This window comes from Dactylosporangium sp. CS-047395 (assembly GCF_050942185.1).
Lineage (GTDB): Bacteria > Actinomycetota > Actinomycetes > Mycobacteriales > Micromonosporaceae > Dactylosporangium.
On record NZ_CP192015.1, the window covers coordinates 1,538,530 to 1,558,418 of the forward strand.

Genomic DNA, 19,889 nt, shown 5'->3' on the forward strand with positions numbered 1-19,889 from the left:
CGCGGGCATGTCACGCTGCGTCCAAGCCGACGATCTGAAGGAGAAGCGCGCCGATGGCCACGATTTCCCGCGAGGAGGTGGCGCATCTCGCGCGCCTCGCGCGGCTTGCCGTCACCGATGAGGAGCTCGACACCTTCGCCGGGCAGCTCGACGTGATCCTGCAGGCCGTCGCCCAGGTGGGGGAGGTCGCCGCCGCCGATGTGCCGCCGACCTCGCACTCCGTGCCGCTGACCAACGTGTACCGCGACGACGTCGTCGTCCCCGGCCTCTCGCGCGCGGACGCGCTGGCCGGCGCGCCCGACGCCGAGGAGAACCGCTTCCGCGTCCCGCGGATCCTGGACGAGGAGGCCTGAGCCGTGAGTGACCTGATCAAGCTGTCCGCCGCCGAGCTCGGCCGCCGCCTGGACGCCAAGGAGGTCTCGGCCACCGAGGTCGCCTCCGCGCACCTGGACCGCATCGAGGCCGTCGAGGGCAAGATCCACGCCTTCCTGCACGTCGACCGCGAGGGCGCGCTCGAGGCCGCCCGCGCCGCCGACGAGCGCCGCGCCAAGGGTGCCGCGCTCGGCCCGCTCGACGGGGTGCCGATCGCCGTCAAGGACGTCATCGCCACGCGCGGCGTCCCCACGACCGCGGGCTCGAAGATCCTGGAGAACTGGCGCCCGCCGTACGACGCGACCATCACCACGCGCCTGCGCGAGGCCGGGCTCGTGATGGTCGGCAAGACCAACATGGACGAGTTCGCGATGGGCTCCTCGACGGAGTACTCGGCCTACGGGCCGACGTTCAACCCCTGGGACACCACGCGCATCCCCGGCGGCTCCGGCGGTGGCTCCGCGGCCGCGGTGGCCGCCTACGAGGCGCCGCTGGCCATCGGGACGGACACCGGTGGCTCGATCCGCCAGCCGGCCGCCGTGACCGGCACCGTGGGCGCCAAGCCGACCTACGGGGGCACGTCGCGGTACGGCCTCATCGCCTTCTCCTCGTCGCTGGACACCCCCGGCCCGTGCGCGCGCACCGTCGAGGACGCCGCGCTGCTGCACGCGGTCATGGGCGGCCACGACCCGCGCGACTCGACCTCGATTCCGCAGCCGGTCCCCGACGTCGTCGCGGCCGCGCGCCTGGGCGCGACGGGCGACCTGAGCGGCGTGCGGCTGGGCCTGGTCAAGGAGTTCGCGGGCGAGGGCGCGGAGCCCGGCGTCGCCGCGGCGTACCGCGAGTCGGTCGACGCCCTCGTCAAGCTCGGCGCGGAGATCGTCGAGGTGTCCTGCCCGAGCTTCAAGTTCGCGCTGCCGGCGTACTACCTGATCGCCCCGAGCGAGTGCTCGTCCAACCTCGCGCGCTTCGACGGCGTGCGCTACGGCCTGCGCTCCGGCGACGACGGCAAGCACTCGCTGGAAGAGGTCATGACGATCACGCGCGCGGAGGGCTTCGGCCCGGAGGTCAAGCGGCGCATCATCCTCGGCACCTACGCGCTCTCGGCCGGCTACTACGACGCGTACTACGGCCAGGCGCAGAAGGTCCGCACGCTGATCACCCGCGACTTCACCGCGGCGTTCGAGCTCGCCGACGTGCTGATCGCGCCGACGACGCCGTTCGTGGCGTTCCCGCTGGGCTCGCGCACGTCGGACCCGTACCAGATGTACCTGGCCGACCTGTACACGATCCCGTCGAACCTCTACGGCGGCCCGGCGATCTCGGTGCCGGCCGGCCTGTCCGAGGGGCTGCCCGTCGGCCTGCAGATCATGGCGCCGACGATGGCCGACGACCGGATGTACCGGGTGGCGGCCGCGCTGGAATCAGCGCTGCCGCCACTCACCCCACCGTCGCTGTGACGCGGGAAGCCGGGGCCGGCTCAGCCCCGGCTGCCCTGCCGCCACGAGAACGGGCCGGGCAGGTCCACGCGGTTCTTCTTGCTCCGCGAGTTCCACGACCAGGGGCCCAGCTTGAAGCTCCACGAGGAGAAACCCTCCTGCGTGAAGTGGAAAATGAACGGGCCGAACTTCTTGCTCTTCCGAAACTGCACCGGCATGACGTCGCTCCCTCCAGGTGTGCGATGGATACCCAATGTCGTGCGTGGATACACAAGGCTGAAAGCAGGCATTGACCATGAGCACCGTGACGCACATGTCGTACGAGGAGGCGGTGGCCGCGTTCGAGCCGGTCATCGGCCTGGAGACGCACGTCGAACTCGGCACCAACACCAAGATGTTCTGCGGCTGCCCGACCGCGTTCGGCGCCGAGCCGAACACCCAGGTCTGCCCGGTCTGCCTCGGCCTGCCCGGCGCGCTGCCGGTCGCCAACCGCGCCGCGATCGAGGCCACGATCCGCATCGGCCTCGCGCTGAACTGCTCGATCGCGCCGTGGGGCCGCTTCGCGCGCAAGAACTACTTCTACCCCGACATGCCGAAGAACTTCCAGATCAGCCAGTACGACGAGCCGCTCTGCGTGGACGGCTACCTCGACGTGGAGATCGACGGCGAGCTTGTGCGCATCGGCATCGAGCGGGTGCACCTCGAGGAGGACACCGGCAAGACGCTGCACGTCGGCGGCGCGACCGGGCGCATCCACGGCGCGACCGAGTCCCTCGTGGACTACAACCGCGCCGGCATCCCGCTCGTCGAGATCGTCACCAAGCCGGTCCCCGGCACCGGCGCGCGGGCGCCCGAGGTGGCCCGCGCGTACGTCACCGAGCTGCGCGACGTCATCCGCACCCTCGACGTGTCCGACGTGCGCATGGAGCAGGGCTCGATGCGCTGCGACGTGAACACCTCGCTCAACCGCCCGGGCGCGGAGTGGGGCACCCGTACGGAGACCAAGAACGTCAACTCGCTGCGCTCCGTCGAGCGCGCCGTCCGCTCCGAGATCATCCGCCAGGCCGGCGTGCTGACCGACGGCGGCAAGATCATCCAGGAGACGCGGCACTTCCACGAGGAGACCGGCGACACCACGTCCGGGCGCAGCAAGGAGACGGCGACGGACTACCGGTACTTCCCGGAGCCCGACCTCGTCCCCCTCGCCCCGTCGGCCGACTGGATCGCCGAGCTCAAGGCGGCGCTGCCGGAGCTCCCGCGGGTACGTCGCGGGCGCCTGCAGGCCGAGTGGGGCTTCTCCGACCTCGACATGCAGTCGGTGGTCAACGCCGGCGCCGTCGAGCTCATCTCGGCGACCGTCGAGGCGGGCGCGACGGCCGCGTCCGCGCGCAAGTGGTGGCTCGGCGAGCTGGCCCGCCGGGCCAACGAGAGCGAGACCGAGCTCGATGCCCTGGGCGTCACCCCGGGCGCGGTCGCGGAGCTGCAGGGCCTGGTCGACAGCGGCAAGATCAATGACAAGCTCGCCCGCGTCGTCCTCGAGGGCGTCATCGCCGGCGAGGGCACGCCGACCGAGGTCGTGGCCGCGCGGGGCCTGGAGGTCGTGTCCGACGAGGGCGCGCTGACCAAGGCCGTCGACGAGGCGATCGCGGCCAACCCCGACATCGCCACCAAGGTCCGCGAGGGCAAGGTCGCGGCCGCGGGCGCGCTGGTCGGCGCGGTCATGAAGGCCACCGGCGGCAAGGCCGACGCCAAGACGGTGCGCGAGCTGATCATTTCGCGTCTTTCTTAAAACTGCCGCTCTTGTACCGCCTGTGCGTCCCCCGCACCGCCCGCCTCCCGCGCCGGTGTGGGGGACGCCGCGCGTTGGACCCCCCATCGGCGTCTACTTGCGCCGATGTGAGGGACGCCGCGCGCTGGGACCGCATCGTCGTCTACTTGCGCCGGTGTGGGGAACGACGCGAACGGGGGACGCCGCGCGCGGACGCCCCGCTGCCGTCTGCCACGACGGCACGGGGGACGCCACGCTGTCATCTGCCGCGCGGACGCGTGCTGTCGTCTGTCGCGACGGCGCGGGGGCGCCGCGCGCGGACGCCCCGCCGTCGTCTTCCGCGACGGCCCGGGACGCCGCGGGTTCGGGACCCGGGCTGTCCGTCTACCGCGACGGGGTGGGGGACGCCGCGGGTGACGACGCGGGCGCGGACGGCTCCGGCGTCGGGGCGGCCTTGGTGTCCGGCTGCACGATGTGGCGCTGCAGGGCGACCTCGGTCAGGCCGGTGCCGCCCACCTGGATGTCGTCGTAGGCGGAAAGGTGGCGGTTCTGATCGAAGTACAAAATCGAAAGGGCGAGCGGCAAGGGCTTCGTGCTCTCCAGTCCGCGCAGTCCCGCCCCGCCGGTGGAGCCCTCGACCATGAGCAGGGTGCGCTCCTGCAGCGCCTTGACCGCGGGCGACGCGGACGTCGACGGCGAGGCCTGCGGCAGCGGCGCGAGGACGCCCGGGTTGGGGTTGAGCCGCGCGACCGAGCGCTCGTGCTTGTGCCCGGCCAGCACCAGCGGGCACAGCCCGGCCAGCTCCTGAGCGGCGACCGGGTCGTGCACCATCGCGACGTCGACCGTCTTGCCGCTGGTGCGGATCTTGTCGGCGAGCATGTCGCCCGACGCGACGACCTCCTGGTGCTGCTCCTCGTTCGACTCGTCGGTCGACTTGTCCGGGGTGAACCGCGGGTCGCCGATGCCGGCGAAGGTGATCCCCTTGACCGTGACGATCGTGTCGTCGAGCACGATGGCGTTGGGCTGGCGGCCGACCGCGGCCGCGGTGACCGCCGAGTCGTGGTTGCCGCGGATGTACAGGTACGGGACCTTCAGCTCGCCGATGGCGTTCACGTACGACGCCTCGGGCTCGCTGCCCCAGTCGTTGATGTCACCCGTATCGACGATCATGTCGATGTCGAACTGGTCCGCGACCGAGCGCACGACGCCCCACGCCGCGGGGTTCAGGTGCATGTCGGAGATGTGCAGCACCTTGGTCGCGCTCGTGTCCGGCTCGTACACCGGCAGCGACGAGATCGTGCCGTACAGCTTGCTGACGTTGAGCACGAGCTTCTGCAGCTGGTCGCGGTACTCCTCGTACCGGTCGGTGATCCGCCGCGCGTCACCGATGATGGCCGGGGCGTTGACGAGCAGGCCACGGTACGTCGGCTCCTGGATCGCGGCCGGCTTGAACGTCAGCAGCGTGGCCGCGCCGGTCGAGGCGAGCACGCCGATCACCACGATCCCCGCGATCGCGGTCTCGCGCCGGGCCCGGAACACCAGGAAGACCAGGATCATGCCGCCGAGCAGGCCGCAGCCCGCCGTCTGCAGCGCAAGCCGCCGTACGCCGAGGTTGAGCTGGTCGACCGCGTCGTGGCTGATCTGCTCGAGGTTGCCCGACTTCGCCGCGAACGCGCGGGTGCGCGCCTCGTCCAGCGACTCCAGCCGGATGCGCAGGTGCGCCGGCCCGTCGTGGCTGTCCAGCTCCAGCGAGCCCAGCGGCGGGATCTCGACCGAGGTGTCGCCGTAGAACGACGGGGTGAGCGACAGCTGCGCGCGGAAGGGGCCGATGTCCTGCGTCGTCGTCCCGCCGAGGGAGACCCCGATCAGCATGCCGACGACGGCCACCAGGCCCACGAGGAGCCCGCGCCCGAGCCGGCGCAACCGCGGGTGCTTCGGGGGCCGCACGCGGCCGCTCGCCGGGCCGGCCGGGTGGTGCCGGCGCCCGGCGGCCATGACGATCGCCCGCCGCCGCGCCCTGCGGGCGGCCAGCGCGGCGCGACGGCGGAACGGCGAGGTCAACTCTTGCCGGCCTCGCCGACATCGCTGATCACCAGGCGCAGGATCTGGTCGTCGTCCGGCTTGGCCTCGCCCCGGCCGTCCTTGTTCGACGTCGAGATCCACAGGCTGCCGTCCGGGGCGACCGCGGCCGCGCGCAACCGGCCGTACTTGTCCTGCAGCAGCGGCGCGGGCGCGCCGAGGAGCGTGCCGGTGTCGGTGACCTGCATGACGTACATCCGCTGGCCCTTGAGACAGGAGGTCACGAGGAACCCGCTGAGATAGGCCAGCCCCGCGCACGACGCGTCGGCCGTCTTCCAGGTGTAGATCGGGTTCGTGAACTTGGGGTCGGTGCCCTTGCCCTCCACCGCGGGCCAGCCGTAGTTCTTGCCGGCCTCGATCACGTTGAGCTCATCGGCATCCGCCGCCCCGTACTCCATCGCGTACATGCGCTTGTTCTTGTCCCAGGCGAACCCTTGCACGTTGCGATGTCCGTAGCTGTACACGGCGGTTCCGAACGGGTTACCGGGCGCCGGCTTCCCGTCGGGCTGGATGCGCAGGATCTTGCCGCCCAGGCTGCCGAGGTCCTGCGCCGTCTCCTGCTTGTCGGCGTCGCCGGTCGCGACGTACAGGAACCCGTCCGGCCCGAACCGGATCTGCCCGCCGTTGTGCACGCTGCCCTTGGGGATGCCGGTCAGAATCGGCGCGGGCGCCTGGCCCAGCGTCAGCTTGGCCACGCGGTTGTCGTCCTGCGTGGTGTAGTACACAAAGATCGTCTTATCCGTGTCGTACTGCGGCGAAACAGCGATCCCGAGCAGTCCGCCCTCGCCCCCGGGCACGGCCGCGTCGATCTTCTGCAGCTCGGCGACCAGCATCCCGTCGGACGTGGTCTCCTTGCCGACCTTGAGCAGCCGCTTGCTGTCCCGCTCGGTCACCAGCCCGGACCCGTCCGGCAGGAACGCGATGCCCCACGGCACCGCCAGCCCCTTGGCCAGCACCGTCACCGAGACCTCGGCCCCACCGTCCTCGTCGCTGCCGGACCCCGACCTGGTCGGCGAGGGATAGGGCGACATCTTCGGCGGCGACCCGAGCTCGTCCGGCGGGGGCGGCCCGAACGAACAGGCCCCGAGGGCCATGGCGGCCGCAGCCGCGCAGACGACGGCGAGGCTACGACCGGCTTTCCGGCCGGCAAAACGGTACGTCCGGGCGCTCACCCGCCCAAGCGTAGCGTTGCCCCCTGAGCGCGGCGTTTTCGAACCGCCCTTCCACCCTGCTGTCTTCCCAACCTCCTCCTGCGCGCGACGTGCCCGTATCGCGCGGGGTCATTGCGTGGTCACCTCGGCGCCATTTGTGCGTCGCATTTGTCGGCGCGACGTTGCGCTTTGCGTTTGCGTTTACCGGTGGCTTCGGGGGCTGCGTTGTTGGCGCGCTCGGTCGCGTCGTGACGGACGGCAACTCATCGTGCCTGCGTATCGGATTGCCCCGCGCTCAGCGGGCCGCGCCCGCGCGTCGCGTCCGCGGTGCCCGCCTCCGCGCGTCGCTTCCGCGGTGCTCGCTTCCGCGCGTCGTGCTTTGCCCGCGCCGCGGGTCGCCTCCGCGCGACTGGGATTGCCCGTGGCGTTCGGCGGCCGGCGCTACGTGGCGCGTCCGCGTGGCTGTTTCATGCCGCGGCCGCAGTGGCGCGTCAGATCTGCCTCACGCCGCGTCCGCGCGTACGGACGTTGCGTCGTGGCCCGGTGATCGGGTTCCCCCCGGCAGGCGGCGTCCAGGTCTCGCTTGTATATCGGTATGCCCGGCGGCGTCGCGGCGGTTCGCGGCGCGTCCGCGCGGGAGGGCGGGCTACTTCGCGGGCTACTTCGCGGGCTGCGGGGTGTCCTCGTGGTCATCGTCGGTGTCGGCGCCCGCACCGTCCGTCGCGTCCGTGTCCGCCGTTTGGTCGGAATCGAGGGGCTGACCGCTGGCTTTGATCACGCGCGGGACGTCGCTCGGGCGCACGGCGTCCAGGGGGACCAGGTGGCCGTTGGCCAGGCGGGCGTACACCGTGCCGTCCGACGTCACGAGGCCGTCCACCGCGGCCCACTGGAACGAGCGGCTGCCGAACAGGGCGCGCACCGTGAAGCCGCGCTCGCTCACGTCCGTGCCCGCGCGCCAGGCCCAGACGGCGATGGCCAGGGGAATCAGGAGTACCAGCAGGAACCAGAGGCTCTCGGCGGCCAGCGGAACGGCACCGATCACGGTGATGCCCGCCGCCACGGCGAGGGCGGCGCTGCGCCGGAACTTGACCTTGACCTGGTTGCTCACACAGCCATCCTCCCACCTTTCGAGGAACTGCCTCCGCGCGCCCGGGCGGGCATACTGAGCGCCGTGGGGGATCAGAACGGCCGCCCTTCGCCGACGCCGGTCGCCGGGGTTACGCTCGGTGCCGTGTTTGACGAGATCGCGACCGGCCGGGGGGCTCGTCGGGCGATCGACGTCGATATGTCCGGCTTTGCGGGTTGGTGCCCGTGGGGGGAGGGCAGGACGTGACCACCACTTTCCGCCGCGATGCGCCCGCCCAGTGGGCCGAGGGCATCAAGCGCAGCAAGCGGGTCGCGGTGCGGCCGACCGGGGCCGTCGCCACCGCGCTGGTCGTCGCCTCGGTGCTGGTCGCGCTGGCCGTGGCCGGCTGGGGGATCAAGGAACTCAGCATCATCTGGGGCGCCGCGGCGATCATCGCGCTCGCCGGTGTGGTGGTGCTCACGCTGCGCGGCTTCCCGCTCTTCGCGATCCTGACCATCGTGGCGGGCGCGGTCGCCTGGGGTGTGGCCACGCGCGGTCGCCTGCCGGACAGCTGGTTCGACATCCTCGGCGTTCTTGGCTTCATCGGCATCAATCTCGCTTATGTGGTACCGCTGGCCGGATCTTTCCTTTCCGCCCTCCTCATGGACGCCCGCCGGGTATCACGTCTGTCGATCGACGAGGCGGTGAGCGGGCGCCGTTGGTGGGGCAAGCCCGACGACACGCTCCCGCGCCTGAAAGAGCTCGAGGCGATTCCCAGCGCCCGTTTCTTCGCCCTGGGCGAGGGCGGCTGCACGCATCTCGTCTCCGCCGGCCGCCGCGTCGCGCTCTTCCTGCCGACGGTCTGGCCGCACGGCGAGTTCACGATGGACGCCGCGGGCCAGGTCCTGCGCGGCGGCCGCCTGTTCGTGCCGGGCTCGGAGGACGTCGACGGCCTGGCCGCGGAGGTGCACACCTGGCGCGAGCAGCTGGCCAAGGTCGGCGGCTCCGTCCGCGGGTACCTCGTGGTCGCCCCCTCCCGCGGCGACGTCTCCGAGGACCTCGTCATCTCGGTGGCGCCCGGCGAGCACCTGCACCTCGTGCACTCCCACGAGATGGCCGACGCCGCGGGGCGCTGGCTGGCCGCGGAGCCGTACCGCGTCGACCTCCACGTCATGGAGCGCCTCCTCGTCCTCGCGGCGGGCAACGAGCTGCCGGAGCCCCTGTCGCTCCCGCGCACCTTCGCCCGCGAGGCCGCGTCGTCGGAGGAGCGCACGCCCGCCACGTCGCCGACCGACGCCGCCTTCGCCGCCGCGGCGTCCTCGCCCCCGGGCGCTCCCGGCGCGCTGCCCACCGTGCTGGGCGGCGCCACCCCGGAACCGACCACCCCCGCCGCGACGTGGCGCCCCGGCAACGGCGTCATGCGGGCAAAGCTCGGCCGCCTGGCCAGAAGCGCATCCGCGCGCGGCGAGGCCGGCGACGCCGCCCTGGAAGTCCCGCCCGACTCCGACGCGGACGCCGACGATGCATTCGGGGCCGACGCCATTTCGAGCGTTTCCGACTTATCCGGTACCGCAACGAAAGCCGGTTCCCGCTCGCGCACAGGCCGCAAGCGCGATCCTGATGCCACGGGCCGTTTCGACAGTGATGCGGAATACGGTTCCGCGGCCCGTCGCCGCCGCAATGCCGGTTCCGGTTCCGCGGATCATGACACGGAGCCCGGTTCTGCGGGCCGTCGCGGCCGAAATGGCGAGTTCGGTTCCGAGGGCCATGGTGCGGATTTCGGTTCTGCGGGCCGAGGTGACCGTAGTGGCGAGTTCGGTTCCGAGGGTCGTGGTGCGGATTTCGGTTCTGCGGGCCGTCGCGACCGTGATGGCGAGTTCGGTTCCGAGGGTCGCGGGGCGGATTTCGGGTCTGCGGGCCGCATCGACCGTGGCGACGAGTTCGGTGCGGACGATCGCGATGCTGCGTTCGGTTCCGCGGATCGCGGAGAACGTGACGCCGAGTTTGGTTCCACGGGTCGCTTGGAGCGCGATTCCGACTCTGCGAAAGCGTCGCTAGGCCGCGGTGGCGGCTCGGGCGCTGATGGCAATTCGAACCTTGGTGCTGGTGCGCGTCCTGAACGTGATTCCGGCATCGGTGCCGGTCTCCGATCAGGCCGCGATTCGGACATTGGAGCTGGCTTGCGTTCTGAGCGGAACTCGGACTACGGCATCGACGGGCGCCCCGATCGCGACCCGTCGTACGGCGGTGGTCGCGATGGCGAGTCTGGCGCTCCCGGGCGCCGCTCGGACGCGTCCGCGCAGGAAGAACCGGACGCGTCGTGGGAGGCCCGGGCCACCCGCGAACTCGTCGGAAACTGGGACAACGACTCCGCGAGCCAGCTGGCCGCCTGGGCGGCCGAGGACGGCAGCGATTCCTCCGGGCGCCGCTCCTGGTCGCCGATGGGCGGGGAGACTCCCGCGCCGGGCGAGCGGTTCCGGTGGTCCAGCGACGCCGATGACTTCCCGGTGAGCTACGAGCCCGGCACATGGACCGACTCTCCGGAGAACGGCCGGCCCGACCGGGCGTCCTCCTGGGGTGAGACGGACTACCGCGCTTCCGCGCAGCCCGCCGACACGCCACGCGAATCCCGCACGTCAGAGCCGCCCGCAGACTCGTGGCGTGAGAGCCGCACGTCGGAGCCGGTGGCGGAGCAGTCTTGGCGTGAGAGCCGCGCGTCCGAGCCCGCGGCGGAGCAGTCTTGGCGCGACAGCCGCGCGTCGCAGCCAGCGGCCGAGCGGTCGTGGCGTGACGATCACGCGTCGGAGCCGGCTGGCGAGTCGTGGCGTGACGGCCGCACGTCCGAGCCGGCTGGCGAGTCGTGGCGTGACAGCCGCACGTCCGAGCCGGTGGCCGAGCCGTCGTGGCGCGCGAGCCAGAGTCCGGAGCCGGTCGTGGAGCCGTCGTGGCGCGACGCGCGTACGCCGGAGCCGGTGGCCGAGTCCTGGCGTGATCAGCGTGCGCCCGAGCCCGTGGCGGAGCCCTCGTGGCGTGATCAGCGTGCCCCCGAGCCGGTCGCGGAGTCGTGGCGTGATCAGCGTGCGCCGGAGCCGGTGGTGGAGCGGTCGTGGCGTGATCAGCGGACGCCCGAGCCGGTAAGCGAGTCCTGGCGGGATTCGCGCGCGCCCGAGCCTGTCGCTGAACCGTCGTGGCGGGACTCCCGTGCGCCGGAGCCGGTGGCCGAATCCTGGCGGGGTGCGCGCGCGTCCGAGCGGCCCGCGGCGGAGTGGCCGCCGCCTGCGGAGCCGGTGCAGCGGATGACCGAGCGGCCCTCCGTCGAGTGGCGGTCCGCTCCGGAGGCGTCCGCGCGGCCTCAGGTGGACTGGCAACCGGGCAATGAACAGCCATCGGCGGACTGGCGGTCCAGCTCGGACGCGTCCGGGCGGCCGGCTGTGGACTGGCGGCCTGGGAACGAGCAGCCATCGACGGACTGGCGGTCCAGCTCGGATGCGTCCGGGCGGCCGAATGTGGACTGGCAGGCGGGCAGTGAGCAGGCGTCGGGGGACTGGCGGTCCGGCTCGGACGCGTCCGCGCGGGCCAATGTGGACTGGCAGCCGGGGAATCAGCCGGCGCCGGGGGACTGGCGGTCGGAGTCGGAGTCGTCCGCGCGGCCGGCGGTTGAGTGGCGGGCCGGATCGGAGCAGGCGCCGGCCGAAGACTGGCGATCGCGGGCTGAGCAGTCGGCGCAGTCGGGGCAGTTCGCGCCGCCCGCGTCCGAGCGGCCGTCGGTTGAGTGGCGGGCCGGTTCTGCCGCGTCCGCGCGGCCCTCCGTGGCGTGGCCACCCGCCGGCGCGTCTGAGCGGCCGTCCGTCGAATGGCGCGCCGGGAGCGAGTTGCCCCAGGAGCGCGCCGGGAGCGAGTTGCCGCAGGAGCGTGCCGGGAGTGAGTGGCCCCAGGAGCGCGCTGAGAGCGAGTGGCCGCAGGAGCGCGCCGGGCGTCAGGCGCCGCAGGAGCGCGCCGGGAGCGAGTGGCCGCAGGAGCCTGCCGGGCGTGAGGCGCCGCAGCAGCAGGAACAGCGACGTCGCCCCGAGCGGCAGGCGTTCACCGGAAACCTGTTCGACGGGGACGCGCCCGAGTTGGTGGCGAAGCCGCTGGAGTTGCGGCGTACGTGGGAGTCGGATCCCGCTTCGCGGTCCATTCGGCGGCGGGATCGGGCGCCGGGCGACGTCGAGAACGTCGATCAGCATGCGTCTCAGGGAATGTATCCGCCGGCTGGGGACAGCGCGGATTTCAACCGGCCGTTTGAGCGCACTCAGGCATGGGCCGCCGACAATGCCGACGATGCCTACAACGCCGACAATGCTGGAAACGTCGGCAATTCTGGAAACGTCGGCAATGCGGGCCGCCCGCAGCAGCCTCAGCCCGGGAATGAGCCGTGGGGGAACCAGCCCGCGCCGCCGGTGCGGGATCGGCGGCCCACCGATGCCTGGGAGCGGAACTCCGCCCCTGCGGCGGAACAGCGCCCGGCCAATCAGGCCTGGTCTGCCGCTCCCGAGCCGCCGCCGCCCACCCAGCCGTGGTCCGCCGCTCCCGAGCCGGCGCCGACCCAGGCGTGGTCCGCGCAGCCCGCGCAGGGCGAGGAGGCCTGGTGGGACCCGGCAACCGCCGCTCCCGCGCCTGCGCCGGCCGAGGAGAAGGGCAAGAAGTCCCGCTGGGGCCGTAACAAGGACAAGGACGCCAAGAAGCAGCCCGAGGAGTCCGGCAACGATTGGGCCGGCGAGGCGACCACGCGCTGGGACCGCAGTGCGGCCACCAACGAAGACCGCCCGGCGCCGCGCAACGAAGACCGCCCGATGCCGCGCAACGAAGACCGCCCGATGCCGCGCGATGAGGAGCGGCCGGCCGCGCGGAATGAGCCCCGGAACGACGACTGGGGTGGCCAGAAGCCGCCGCCGGAGCGGATTCCCGAGCAGCGTAAGCGGGAGCTTTCGGCGTTCGAGGACCTCGCGCCCCTGGAGCTCAATCTCGACGAGGAGCCCAAGGAGAAGAAGGGCCGCCGGTTCCTGGGCCGGAAATGAGGCGATCGGGGCGCCCCTGAGGAAGAGGCGCCCCGAAAAGCGAGGTCAGTCCCGGCCCGGCATCGGGTAGGCGGACAGCAGTTCGCGTACCTCCGCGGCGATCACGTCCAGCGCCGCGTCGTCCGACTTCAGGGCGGCGTCCACGGCGCGGGAGATCCAGGTCGCGACCTGGGGCATCTCGGCGGGCGTGAGGCCGCGCGTGGTCAGGGCGGGCGTGCCGATGCGCAGGCCCGAGGGGTCGAAGGGCTTGCGCGTGTCGTACGGCACTGTGTTGTAGTTCGTCTCGATGCCGGCGCGGTCCAGGGCCTTGGCGGCGGGCTTGCCGCCGATGGACTTGCCGGTGAGGTCGAGCAGGAGCAGGTGGTTGTCGGTACCGCCACTGACGAGATCGAAGCCGTGCTCGAGCAGCGCCGACGCGAGGGCGTGGGCGTTGGCGACGACCTGCTGGGCGTACACCGAAAAGGAAGGCTGCGAGGCCTCGCCCAGCGCGACCGCGATGCCCGCCGTGGTGTGGTTGTGCGGGCCGCCCTGCAGGCCCGGGAACACCGCCTTGTCGATGGCCTTCGCGTGCCGTTCGTCGCACATGAGCATCGCGCCGCGCGGGCCGCGGAGGGTCTTGTGCGTGGTGGTGGAGATGACCTCGGCGTGGCCGGCCGGGCTCGGATGCGCGCCGCCGGCGATGAGGCCCGCGATGTGCGCGATGTCGGCCACGAGCACGGCGCCGACCTCCCGGGCGATCTCGGCGAAGCGCGGGAAGTCGATGGTGCGCGGGAGCGCGGTACCCCCGCAGAAAATGATCTTTGGACGCTCGCGCAGGGCCAGGTCACGCACCTCGTCGAAGTCGACGCGGCCCGTGTCGCGGCGGACCCCGTATTGGACGGCGCGGAACCACGCGCCCGTCGCCGAGACCGGCCAGCCGTGCGTGAGGTGACCGCCCATCGGCAGCGCCATGCCCATGACCGTGTCGCCCGGCTGGGCCAGGGCCAGGTACACGGCGAGGTTCGCGGGCGAGCCGGAGTACGGCTGGACGTTGGCGTGATCGACGCCGAACAGGGACCGGGCCCGGGCGATCGCCAGCTCCTCGAGCGGGTCGATGAAGCGCTGGCCCTCGTAGTAGCGCTTGCCGGGGTAGCCCTCGGAGTACTTGTTGGTCAGCACCGAGCCGGTCGCCTCGAGGACGGCCTGGGAGACGTAGTTCTCCGAGGCGATCATCCGCAGGGTGTCGTGCTGGCGCTCGGTCTCGGCCCGGATGAGGGCGGCGACCTGGGGATCCGCTTGTTCCAGAGCAACGCGCATGCGCAGCCTCCTGATACGCCGGGGCACCCAGGCGCGCGGTGCCCGCGATCGGAAGCTCCCCGGTGGTCGGTTCCACCTTGATGTGCGCCAGTCGCGGTAACTGGCGCACATCCTAGCGGAAACCTACGGCACGCGGCGGTACGCGCCGTCGCTGGCCGAGGTGGCCATCGACGCGTATGCACGCAGCGCCGCCGACACCGGGCGCTCGCGGTCGAGCGGGGTGAACGGGCGCTCGCGCTTCTCCTGCGCGATGCGGCGCGCGGCCAGCTCCTCGTCGGGCACGGCGAGGTGGATGGAGCGGTTCGGGATGTCGATCTCGATGCGGTCGCCGTCCTCGACGAGCGCGATGAGCCCGCCGCCGGCCGCCTCCGGGCTGATGTGGCCGATGGAGAGGCCGGAGGTGCCGCCGGAGAAGCGCCCGTCGGTGATCAGCGCACACGCGCGTCCGAGCCCGCGGCCCTTGAGGAAGCTCGTGGGGTACAACATCTCCTGCATGCCGGGACCGCCCTTGGGGCCCTCGTAGCGGATCACCACGACGTCGCCCGGGACGATGTGCTTCGCGAGGATGCCGTCGACCGCGGCCTCCTGCGACTCGAAGACCTTCGCGGTGCCGGTGAAGGTCAGGTTCTCCTCGGGCACGCCCGCCGTCTTCACCACGGCGCCCTCGGGCGCGAGGTTGCCGAACAGGATCGCGAGGCCGCCGTCCTTGGTGTAGGCGTGCTCGACGCTGCGGATGCAGCCGTCCGCGCCGTCCGTGTCGAGCGAGTTCCAGCGGTTCTCGGTCGAGAACGGTTCCGTGGTACGGACACCGCCCGGCGCGGCGTGGAACAGCGCGAGCGCCTGATCGGTGGCCTTGCCGCCGCGGATGTCCCAGTCGTCCAGCCACTCGCGGAACGACGCGGAGTGCACGGAGGACACCGACTCGTCCAGCAGGCCTCCGCGCGACAGCTCGCCCATGATGGCCGGGATGCCGCCGGCCCGGTGGACGTCCTCCATGTGGTACTTCTGCGTGTTCGGCGCCACCTTTGCCAGGCACGGCACGCGGCGCGAGATCGCGTCGATGTCGGCCACCGAGAAGTCGAGCTGGGCCTCACGCGCGGCCGCGAGCAAATGCAGCACCGTGTTGGTGGAGCCGCCCATCGCGACGTCCAGCGCGACGGCGTTCTCGAAGGCGGGGCGGGACGCGATCGCGCGCGGGAGCACGGACGCGTCGTCATTCGTGTAGTACCGGCGGCAGAGCTCGACGATCAGCGATCCGGCCTTTTCGAACAGGGCCTTGCGCGCGGCGTGGGTGGCCAGCGTCGAGCCGTTGCCGGGCAGGGCCAGGCCGATCGCCTCGGTGAGGCAGTTCATCGAGTTGGCGGTGAACATGCCGGAGCAGGAGCCGCACGTCGGGCAGGCGGAGCGCTCGATCTGGTCGAGCTGCGCGTCCGAGACGGCCTCGTTGGCGGAGGCGATCATCGCGTCGATGAGGTCGAGCTTGGCGTCCTTCTCGTGGACGACGCCCTCGATGGCGACGGTCTTGCCGGCTTCCATGGGGCCGCCGGAGACGAAGACGGTGGGGATGTTGAGGCGGAGGGCGGCGAGCAGCATGCCGGGGGTGATCTTGTCGCAGTTGGAGATGCACACGAGGGCATCGGCGCAGTGGGCCTGCACCATGTACTCGACGGCGTCGGCGATGAGCTCGCGACTGGGCAGCGAGTAGAGCATCCCGCCGTGGCCCATGGCGATGCCGTCGTCGACGGCGATGGTGTTGAACTCCTTGGCGACGCCTCCCGCCTCCGCGACCGCGTCGGCGACGATCATGCCGAGGTTGCGAAGGTGGACGTGGCCCGGCACGAACTGCGTGAAACTGTTGGCGATGGCGACAATCGGCTTACCGAAGTCGGAGTCGGTCATGCCGGTGGCGCGCCAGAGGGCGCGTGCGCCGGCCATGTTGCGACCAGAAGTGGAGGTCTTGGACCGCAGCTCGGGCATACCTGCGAGTCTGACACGTTCCGCATCCTGGGATAGGTTGACTCAGGCCATGAGATGCGCCAAAGTGGGCTCATGTCGTCGAGGTCGCTCCGAGTACTTATCATCTAGCGCGCCGACGCCTGCCGTCAGCGCGCTAGCCCCCCGTGCCGAGCACGTGGGGTTTTTTCATGTCCGGAGCCTTTGCCTAGACACCTTCGAGCGAAAGTGCGAACTGCGATGACGAGACCCACGCCAGAAGTCCTCGCCCACCGAGCGCATCCGACCCCGCCGGCGGCCGACCCGAAGAAGGCCGCGCAGCCGGTCTCCGCGGAACTGCTCACCGGCGCGCAGGTACTCGTCCGCTCGCTCGAGGCCCTCGGGGCCGACGTCGTGTTCGGCATTCCCGGCGGCGCGATCCTCCCGGCGTACGACCCGCTGTTCGACTCGGAGAGCGTCCGGCACATCCTGGTCCGCCACGAGCAGGGCGCCGGGCACGCCGCGACCGGCTACGCGCAGGCGACCGGCAAGGTCGGCGTGTGCATGGCGACGTCGGGCCCGGGCGCGACCAACCTGGTCACCCCGATCGCCGACGCCTACATGGACTCGGTCGCCATGGTCGCGATCACCGGGCAGGTCAGCTCGGCCTCGATCGGCACGGACGCCTTCCAGGAGGCGGACATCGCCGGCATCACGCTGCCGATCACCAAGCACAACTACCTGGTCCAGTCGGGCGAGGAGCTGCCGCGGGTGCTCGCCGAGGCGTTCCACCTGGCCGGCACCGGTCGCCCCGGCCCGGTGCTGGTCGACATCCCGAAGGACGTGCTGCAGAACAAGACCACGTTCAAGTGGCCGCCGACGATGGAGCTTCCGGGGTACCACCCGACGCTGCACCCGCACGGCAAGCAGATCCGCGAGGCGGCCCGCCTGATCGCCGGCGCCCGCCGCCCGGTGCTCTATGTCGGCGGCGGCGTCGTGAAGGCCCAGGCCTCCGAGGTGCTGCTGAAGCTGGCCGAGCTGACCGGCGCCCCGGTCGTCACCACGCTGATGGCCCGCGGCGCGTTCCCCGACTCGCACCCGCAGCACATGGGCATGCCGGGCATGCACGGTTCGGTCGGCGCGGTGTACGCGCTGCAGAAGTCGGACCTGCTGATCACCCTCGGCGCCCGGTTCGACGACCGGGTCACCGGCGAGCTGTCGACCTTCGCGCCGAACGCGGCCGTCATCCACGCCGACATCGACCCGGCCGAGATCGGCAAGAACCGCACCGCCGACGTGCCGATCGTGGGCGACGCCAAGCACGTGATCGAGGAGCTCATCGCCGCGGTCTCGGCCGAGCACGCGGCCGGGCGCAAGCCGGTCCTCAAGGACTGGTGGGCGACCCTGGACGACATCCGCGGCCGGTACCCGCTGGGCTACGAGGAGCCCTCCGACGGCACCCTCGCGCCGCAGTACGTGATCGAGCGGATCGGCAGCCTGGTCGGCCCGGACGCGATCTACACGGCCGGCGTCGGGCAGCACCAGATGTGGGCCGCCCAGTTCATCAAGTACGAGCACCCGGCCACCTGGCTCAACTCGGGCGGCCTGGGCACCATGGGCTACGCGGTGCCCGCGGCGATGGGGGCCAAGGTCGGCCGACCGGACAAGGTGGTCTGGGCGATCGACGGCGACGGCTGCTTCCAGATGACCAACCAGGAGCTGGCCACCTGCGCGCTGGAGGGCATCCCGATCAAGGTCGCCGTGATCAACAACGGCAACCTGGGGATGGTCCGGCAGTGGCAGACGCTGTTCTACGACCAGCGGTACTCCAACACCGAGCTCGGCACCCACAAGCACCGGATCCCGGACTTCGTGAAGCTGGCCGACGCGCTCGGATGCGTGGGGCTGCGCTGCGAGACCAAGCGCGACGTCGACGCGACGATCGAGGCCGCGATGAAGGTCACCGACCAGCCCGTGGTGATCGACTTCGTGGTCGGCAAGGACGCGATGGTGTGGCCCATGGTGGCCGCCGGCACCAGCAACGACGAGATCATGTTCGCGCGGGGCGTCCGTCCCGCGTTCGACCAGGACGACGTGTAGGGAGACCTCGCAACCATGGCCAAGCACACGCTCTCCGTCCTGGTGGAGAACAAGCCCGGCATACTGGCCCGCGTCGCGGGGCTGTTCGCCCGCCGGGGCTTCAACATCGACTCCCTGGCCGTCGGCGAGACCGAGCACCCCGAGGTCTCCCGGATGACGATCGTGGTCAACGCGGACGAATCGCCGCTGGAACAGGTCACCAAGCAGCTCAACAAGCTCGTGCAGGTGCTGAAGATCGTCGAACTCGACACCACCGCCAGCGTGCAGCGCGAGCTGCTGCTGGTGAAGGTCCGCGCGGAACGCCCGGTGCGCTCGCAGGTCCTCGAGACCGTGGCGCTGTTCCGGGCCCGTGTGGTCGACGTCGCCGCGGACGCCCTCACCATCGAGGCGACCGGGACGTCGGAAAAGCTGGACGCGCTGCTTCGTGACCTGGAGCCGTTCGGTATCAAAGAAATGGTCCAGTCGGGCGTCGTGGCCATCGGCCGCGGTTCGCGCTCCATCACGACCGGCCCGGCGCTCCGCGCCGCGGCCTGAGAACTTTCGCTCGTTGGTTCTGATCGTTTGACCGGTTTCGGTCGTTTTGAGAGGAAAGTCAATGCCCGCCGAGGTGTTTTACGACGACGACGCCGACCTGTCGTTGATTCAGGGCCGCAAGGTCGCGGTGCTGGGCTACGGCAGCCAGGGCCACGCCCACGCGCTGAGCCTGCGCGACTCCGGCGTCGACGTGCGCATCGGCCTGCCCGAGGGGTCCAAGAGCCGCGCCAAGGCCGAGGAGCAGGGCCTGCGCGTCCTCACCCCGGCCGAGGCGAGCGCCGAGGCGGACGTGATCATGATCCTCGCGCCCGACACGGTCCAGCGCTCCCTGTACGCCGAGCACGTCGCCCCGAACCTGACCGCCGGCAAGGCGCTCTTCTTCGGCCACGGCCTCAACATCCGCTTCGGCCTCATCACGCCGCCCGCGGACGTCGACGTGTGCATGGTCGCCCCGAAGGGACCGGGTCACCTGGTCCGCCGCCAGTTCGTCGACGGCAAGGGCGTGCCCTGCCTCATCGCGATCGAGCAGGACGCCACCGGCAACGCGCAGCAGCTGGCGCTGGCCTACGCGGCCGGCATCGGCGGCACCCGCGCCGGCGTGATCAAGACCACGTTCAAGGAGGAGACCGAGACTGACCTCTTCGGCGAGCAGGCCGTGCTCTGCGGCGGCGCGTCGGCCCTGGTCCAGACCGGTTTCGAGGTGCTCACCGAGGCGGGCTACGCCCCGGAGATCGCCTACTTCGAGTGCCTGCACGAGCTCAAGCTCATCGTGGACCTCATGTACGAGGGCGGCATCGCGCGGATGCGCTACAGCGTCTCCGACACGGCCGAGTACGGCGACTACACCCGTGGCCCGCGCGTCATCGACGGCCGGGTCAAGGAGGAGATGAAGCGCATCCTGGGCGAGATCCAGTCGGGCGAGTTCGCCCGCGAGCTGATCGCCGAGGACGACGCGGGTCGGCCGAACTTCACGAAGTACCGCGAGCAGGGTGCCAACCACCCGATCGAGGAGACGGGGCGTCAGCTCCGCTCGATGATGAGCTGGGTCGACCGGCCCATCACCGAGACCGCCTGATCGTTCGTCGAGCGGGGCCC

13 protein-coding genes and 1 riboswitch are annotated in these 19,889 nt (G+C 71.4%); of the genes, 7 read left to right on the forward strand and 6 right to left on the reverse strand.

Annotated elements, in window-relative coordinates:
* Window positions 1-53: 53 nt before the first annotated feature.
* Together gatC and gatA are read left to right on the forward strand one after the other, a co-directional pair.
* Window positions 54-353 (forward strand): Asp-tRNA(Asn)/Glu-tRNA(Gln) amidotransferase subunit GatC, encoded by a 300-nt coding sequence (gene gatC, locus ACQP00_RS07085; protein ID WP_433216081.1) that lies wholly within the window; start codon window positions 54-56, stop codon window positions 351-353.
* Between the two features lie 3 nt (window positions 354-356).
* Window positions 357-1,832, forward strand: coding sequence for an Asp-tRNA(Asn)/Glu-tRNA(Gln) amidotransferase subunit GatA (gatA, locus tag ACQP00_RS07090; protein WP_433216084.1), 1,476 nt, complete (start codon window positions 357-359; stop codon window positions 1,830-1,832).
* 20 nt (window positions 1,833-1,852) lie between these two features.
* On the opposite strand, the gene ACQP00_RS07095 is transcribed toward gatA, so the two are convergent.
* Window positions 1,853-2,029, reverse strand: coding sequence for a DUF4236 domain-containing protein (locus ACQP00_RS07095; RefSeq protein WP_327005912.1), 177 nt, complete (start codon window positions 2,027-2,029; stop codon window positions 1,853-1,855).
* Window positions 2,030-2,124: 95 nt separating this feature from the next.
* On the opposite strand from ACQP00_RS07095, the gene gatB reads away from it, so the two are divergent.
* Window positions 2,125-3,600 (forward strand): Asp-tRNA(Asn)/Glu-tRNA(Gln) amidotransferase subunit GatB, encoded by a 1,476-nt coding sequence (gene gatB, locus ACQP00_RS07100; protein WP_433223737.1) that lies wholly within the window; start codon window positions 2,125-2,127, stop codon window positions 3,598-3,600.
* A gap of 363 nt (window positions 3,601-3,963) precedes the next feature.
* Here the strand turns inward: gatB and ACQP00_RS07105 are convergent, their stop codons facing one another.
* The 3 genes from ACQP00_RS07105 to ACQP00_RS07115 all read right to left on the reverse strand — a co-directional run bounded on the left by ACQP00_RS07105 (window position 3,964) and on the right by ACQP00_RS07115 (window position 7,917).
* Window positions 3,964-5,640 carry a metallophosphoesterase family protein gene (locus ACQP00_RS07105; RefSeq protein ID WP_433216087.1) on the reverse strand — a complete coding sequence of 559 codons (1,677 nt, stop codon included), beginning with the start codon at window positions 5,638-5,640 and terminating at the stop codon, window positions 3,964-3,966.
* Window positions 5,637-6,830, reverse strand: coding sequence for a PQQ-dependent sugar dehydrogenase (locus ACQP00_RS07110; protein WP_433216090.1), 1,194 nt, complete (start codon window positions 6,828-6,830; stop codon window positions 5,637-5,639). The genes ACQP00_RS07105 and ACQP00_RS07110 overlap by 4 nt, the downstream gene beginning before the upstream one ends.
* Window positions 6,831-7,467: 637 nt before the next feature.
* Window positions 7,468-7,917, reverse strand: a complete 450-nt coding sequence (locus ACQP00_RS07115) for a PH domain-containing protein (protein ID WP_433216093.1) — start codon at window positions 7,915-7,917, stop codon at window positions 7,468-7,470.
* A gap of 221 nt (window positions 7,918-8,138) precedes the next feature.
* Between ACQP00_RS07115 and ACQP00_RS07120 the strand changes: the two genes are divergently transcribed.
* Window positions 8,139-12,932 carry a hypothetical protein gene (locus ACQP00_RS07120; RefSeq protein WP_433216096.1) on the forward strand — a complete coding sequence of 1,598 codons (4,794 nt, stop codon included), beginning with the start codon at window positions 8,139-8,141 and terminating at the stop codon, window positions 12,930-12,932.
* Between the two features lie 45 nt (window positions 12,933-12,977).
* On the opposite strand, the gene glyA is transcribed toward ACQP00_RS07120, so the two are convergent.
* Window positions 12,978-14,228, reverse strand: a complete 1,251-nt coding sequence (gene glyA / locus ACQP00_RS07125) for a serine hydroxymethyltransferase (protein ID WP_433216099.1) — start codon at window positions 14,226-14,228, stop codon at window positions 12,978-12,980.
* Between the two features lie 18 nt (window positions 14,229-14,246).
* Window positions 14,247-14,333: riboswitch (ZMP/ZTP riboswitch) on the reverse strand.
* 18 nt (window positions 14,334-14,351) lie between these two features.
* Window positions 14,352-16,205: a dihydroxy-acid dehydratase gene (gene ilvD / locus ACQP00_RS07130; RefSeq protein WP_433216102.1), complete on the reverse strand. Its 1,854-nt coding sequence runs from the start codon at window positions 16,203-16,205 to the stop codon at window positions 14,352-14,354.
* Between the two features lie 216 nt (window positions 16,206-16,421).
* Between ilvD and ACQP00_RS07135 the strand changes: the two genes are divergently transcribed.
* The 3 genes from ACQP00_RS07135 to ilvC all read left to right on the forward strand — a co-directional run bounded on the left by ACQP00_RS07135 (window position 16,422) and on the right by ilvC (window position 19,869).
* Window positions 16,422-18,260 (forward strand): acetolactate synthase large subunit, encoded by a 1,839-nt coding sequence (locus tag ACQP00_RS07135; RefSeq protein ID WP_433216105.1) that lies wholly within the window; start codon window positions 16,422-16,424, stop codon window positions 18,258-18,260.
* A gap of 15 nt (window positions 18,261-18,275) precedes the next feature.
* Window positions 18,276-18,794: an acetolactate synthase small subunit gene (ilvN, locus tag ACQP00_RS07140; protein ID WP_433216108.1), complete on the forward strand. Its 519-nt coding sequence runs from the start codon at window positions 18,276-18,278 to the stop codon at window positions 18,792-18,794.
* Between the two features lie 61 nt (window positions 18,795-18,855).
* Entirely contained in the window at window positions 18,856-19,869 is a 1,014-nt protein-coding gene (ilvC, locus tag ACQP00_RS07145; RefSeq protein WP_433216111.1) for a ketol-acid reductoisomerase, read from the forward strand.
* The last annotated feature ends 20 nt before the right edge of the window (window positions 19,870-19,889 follow it).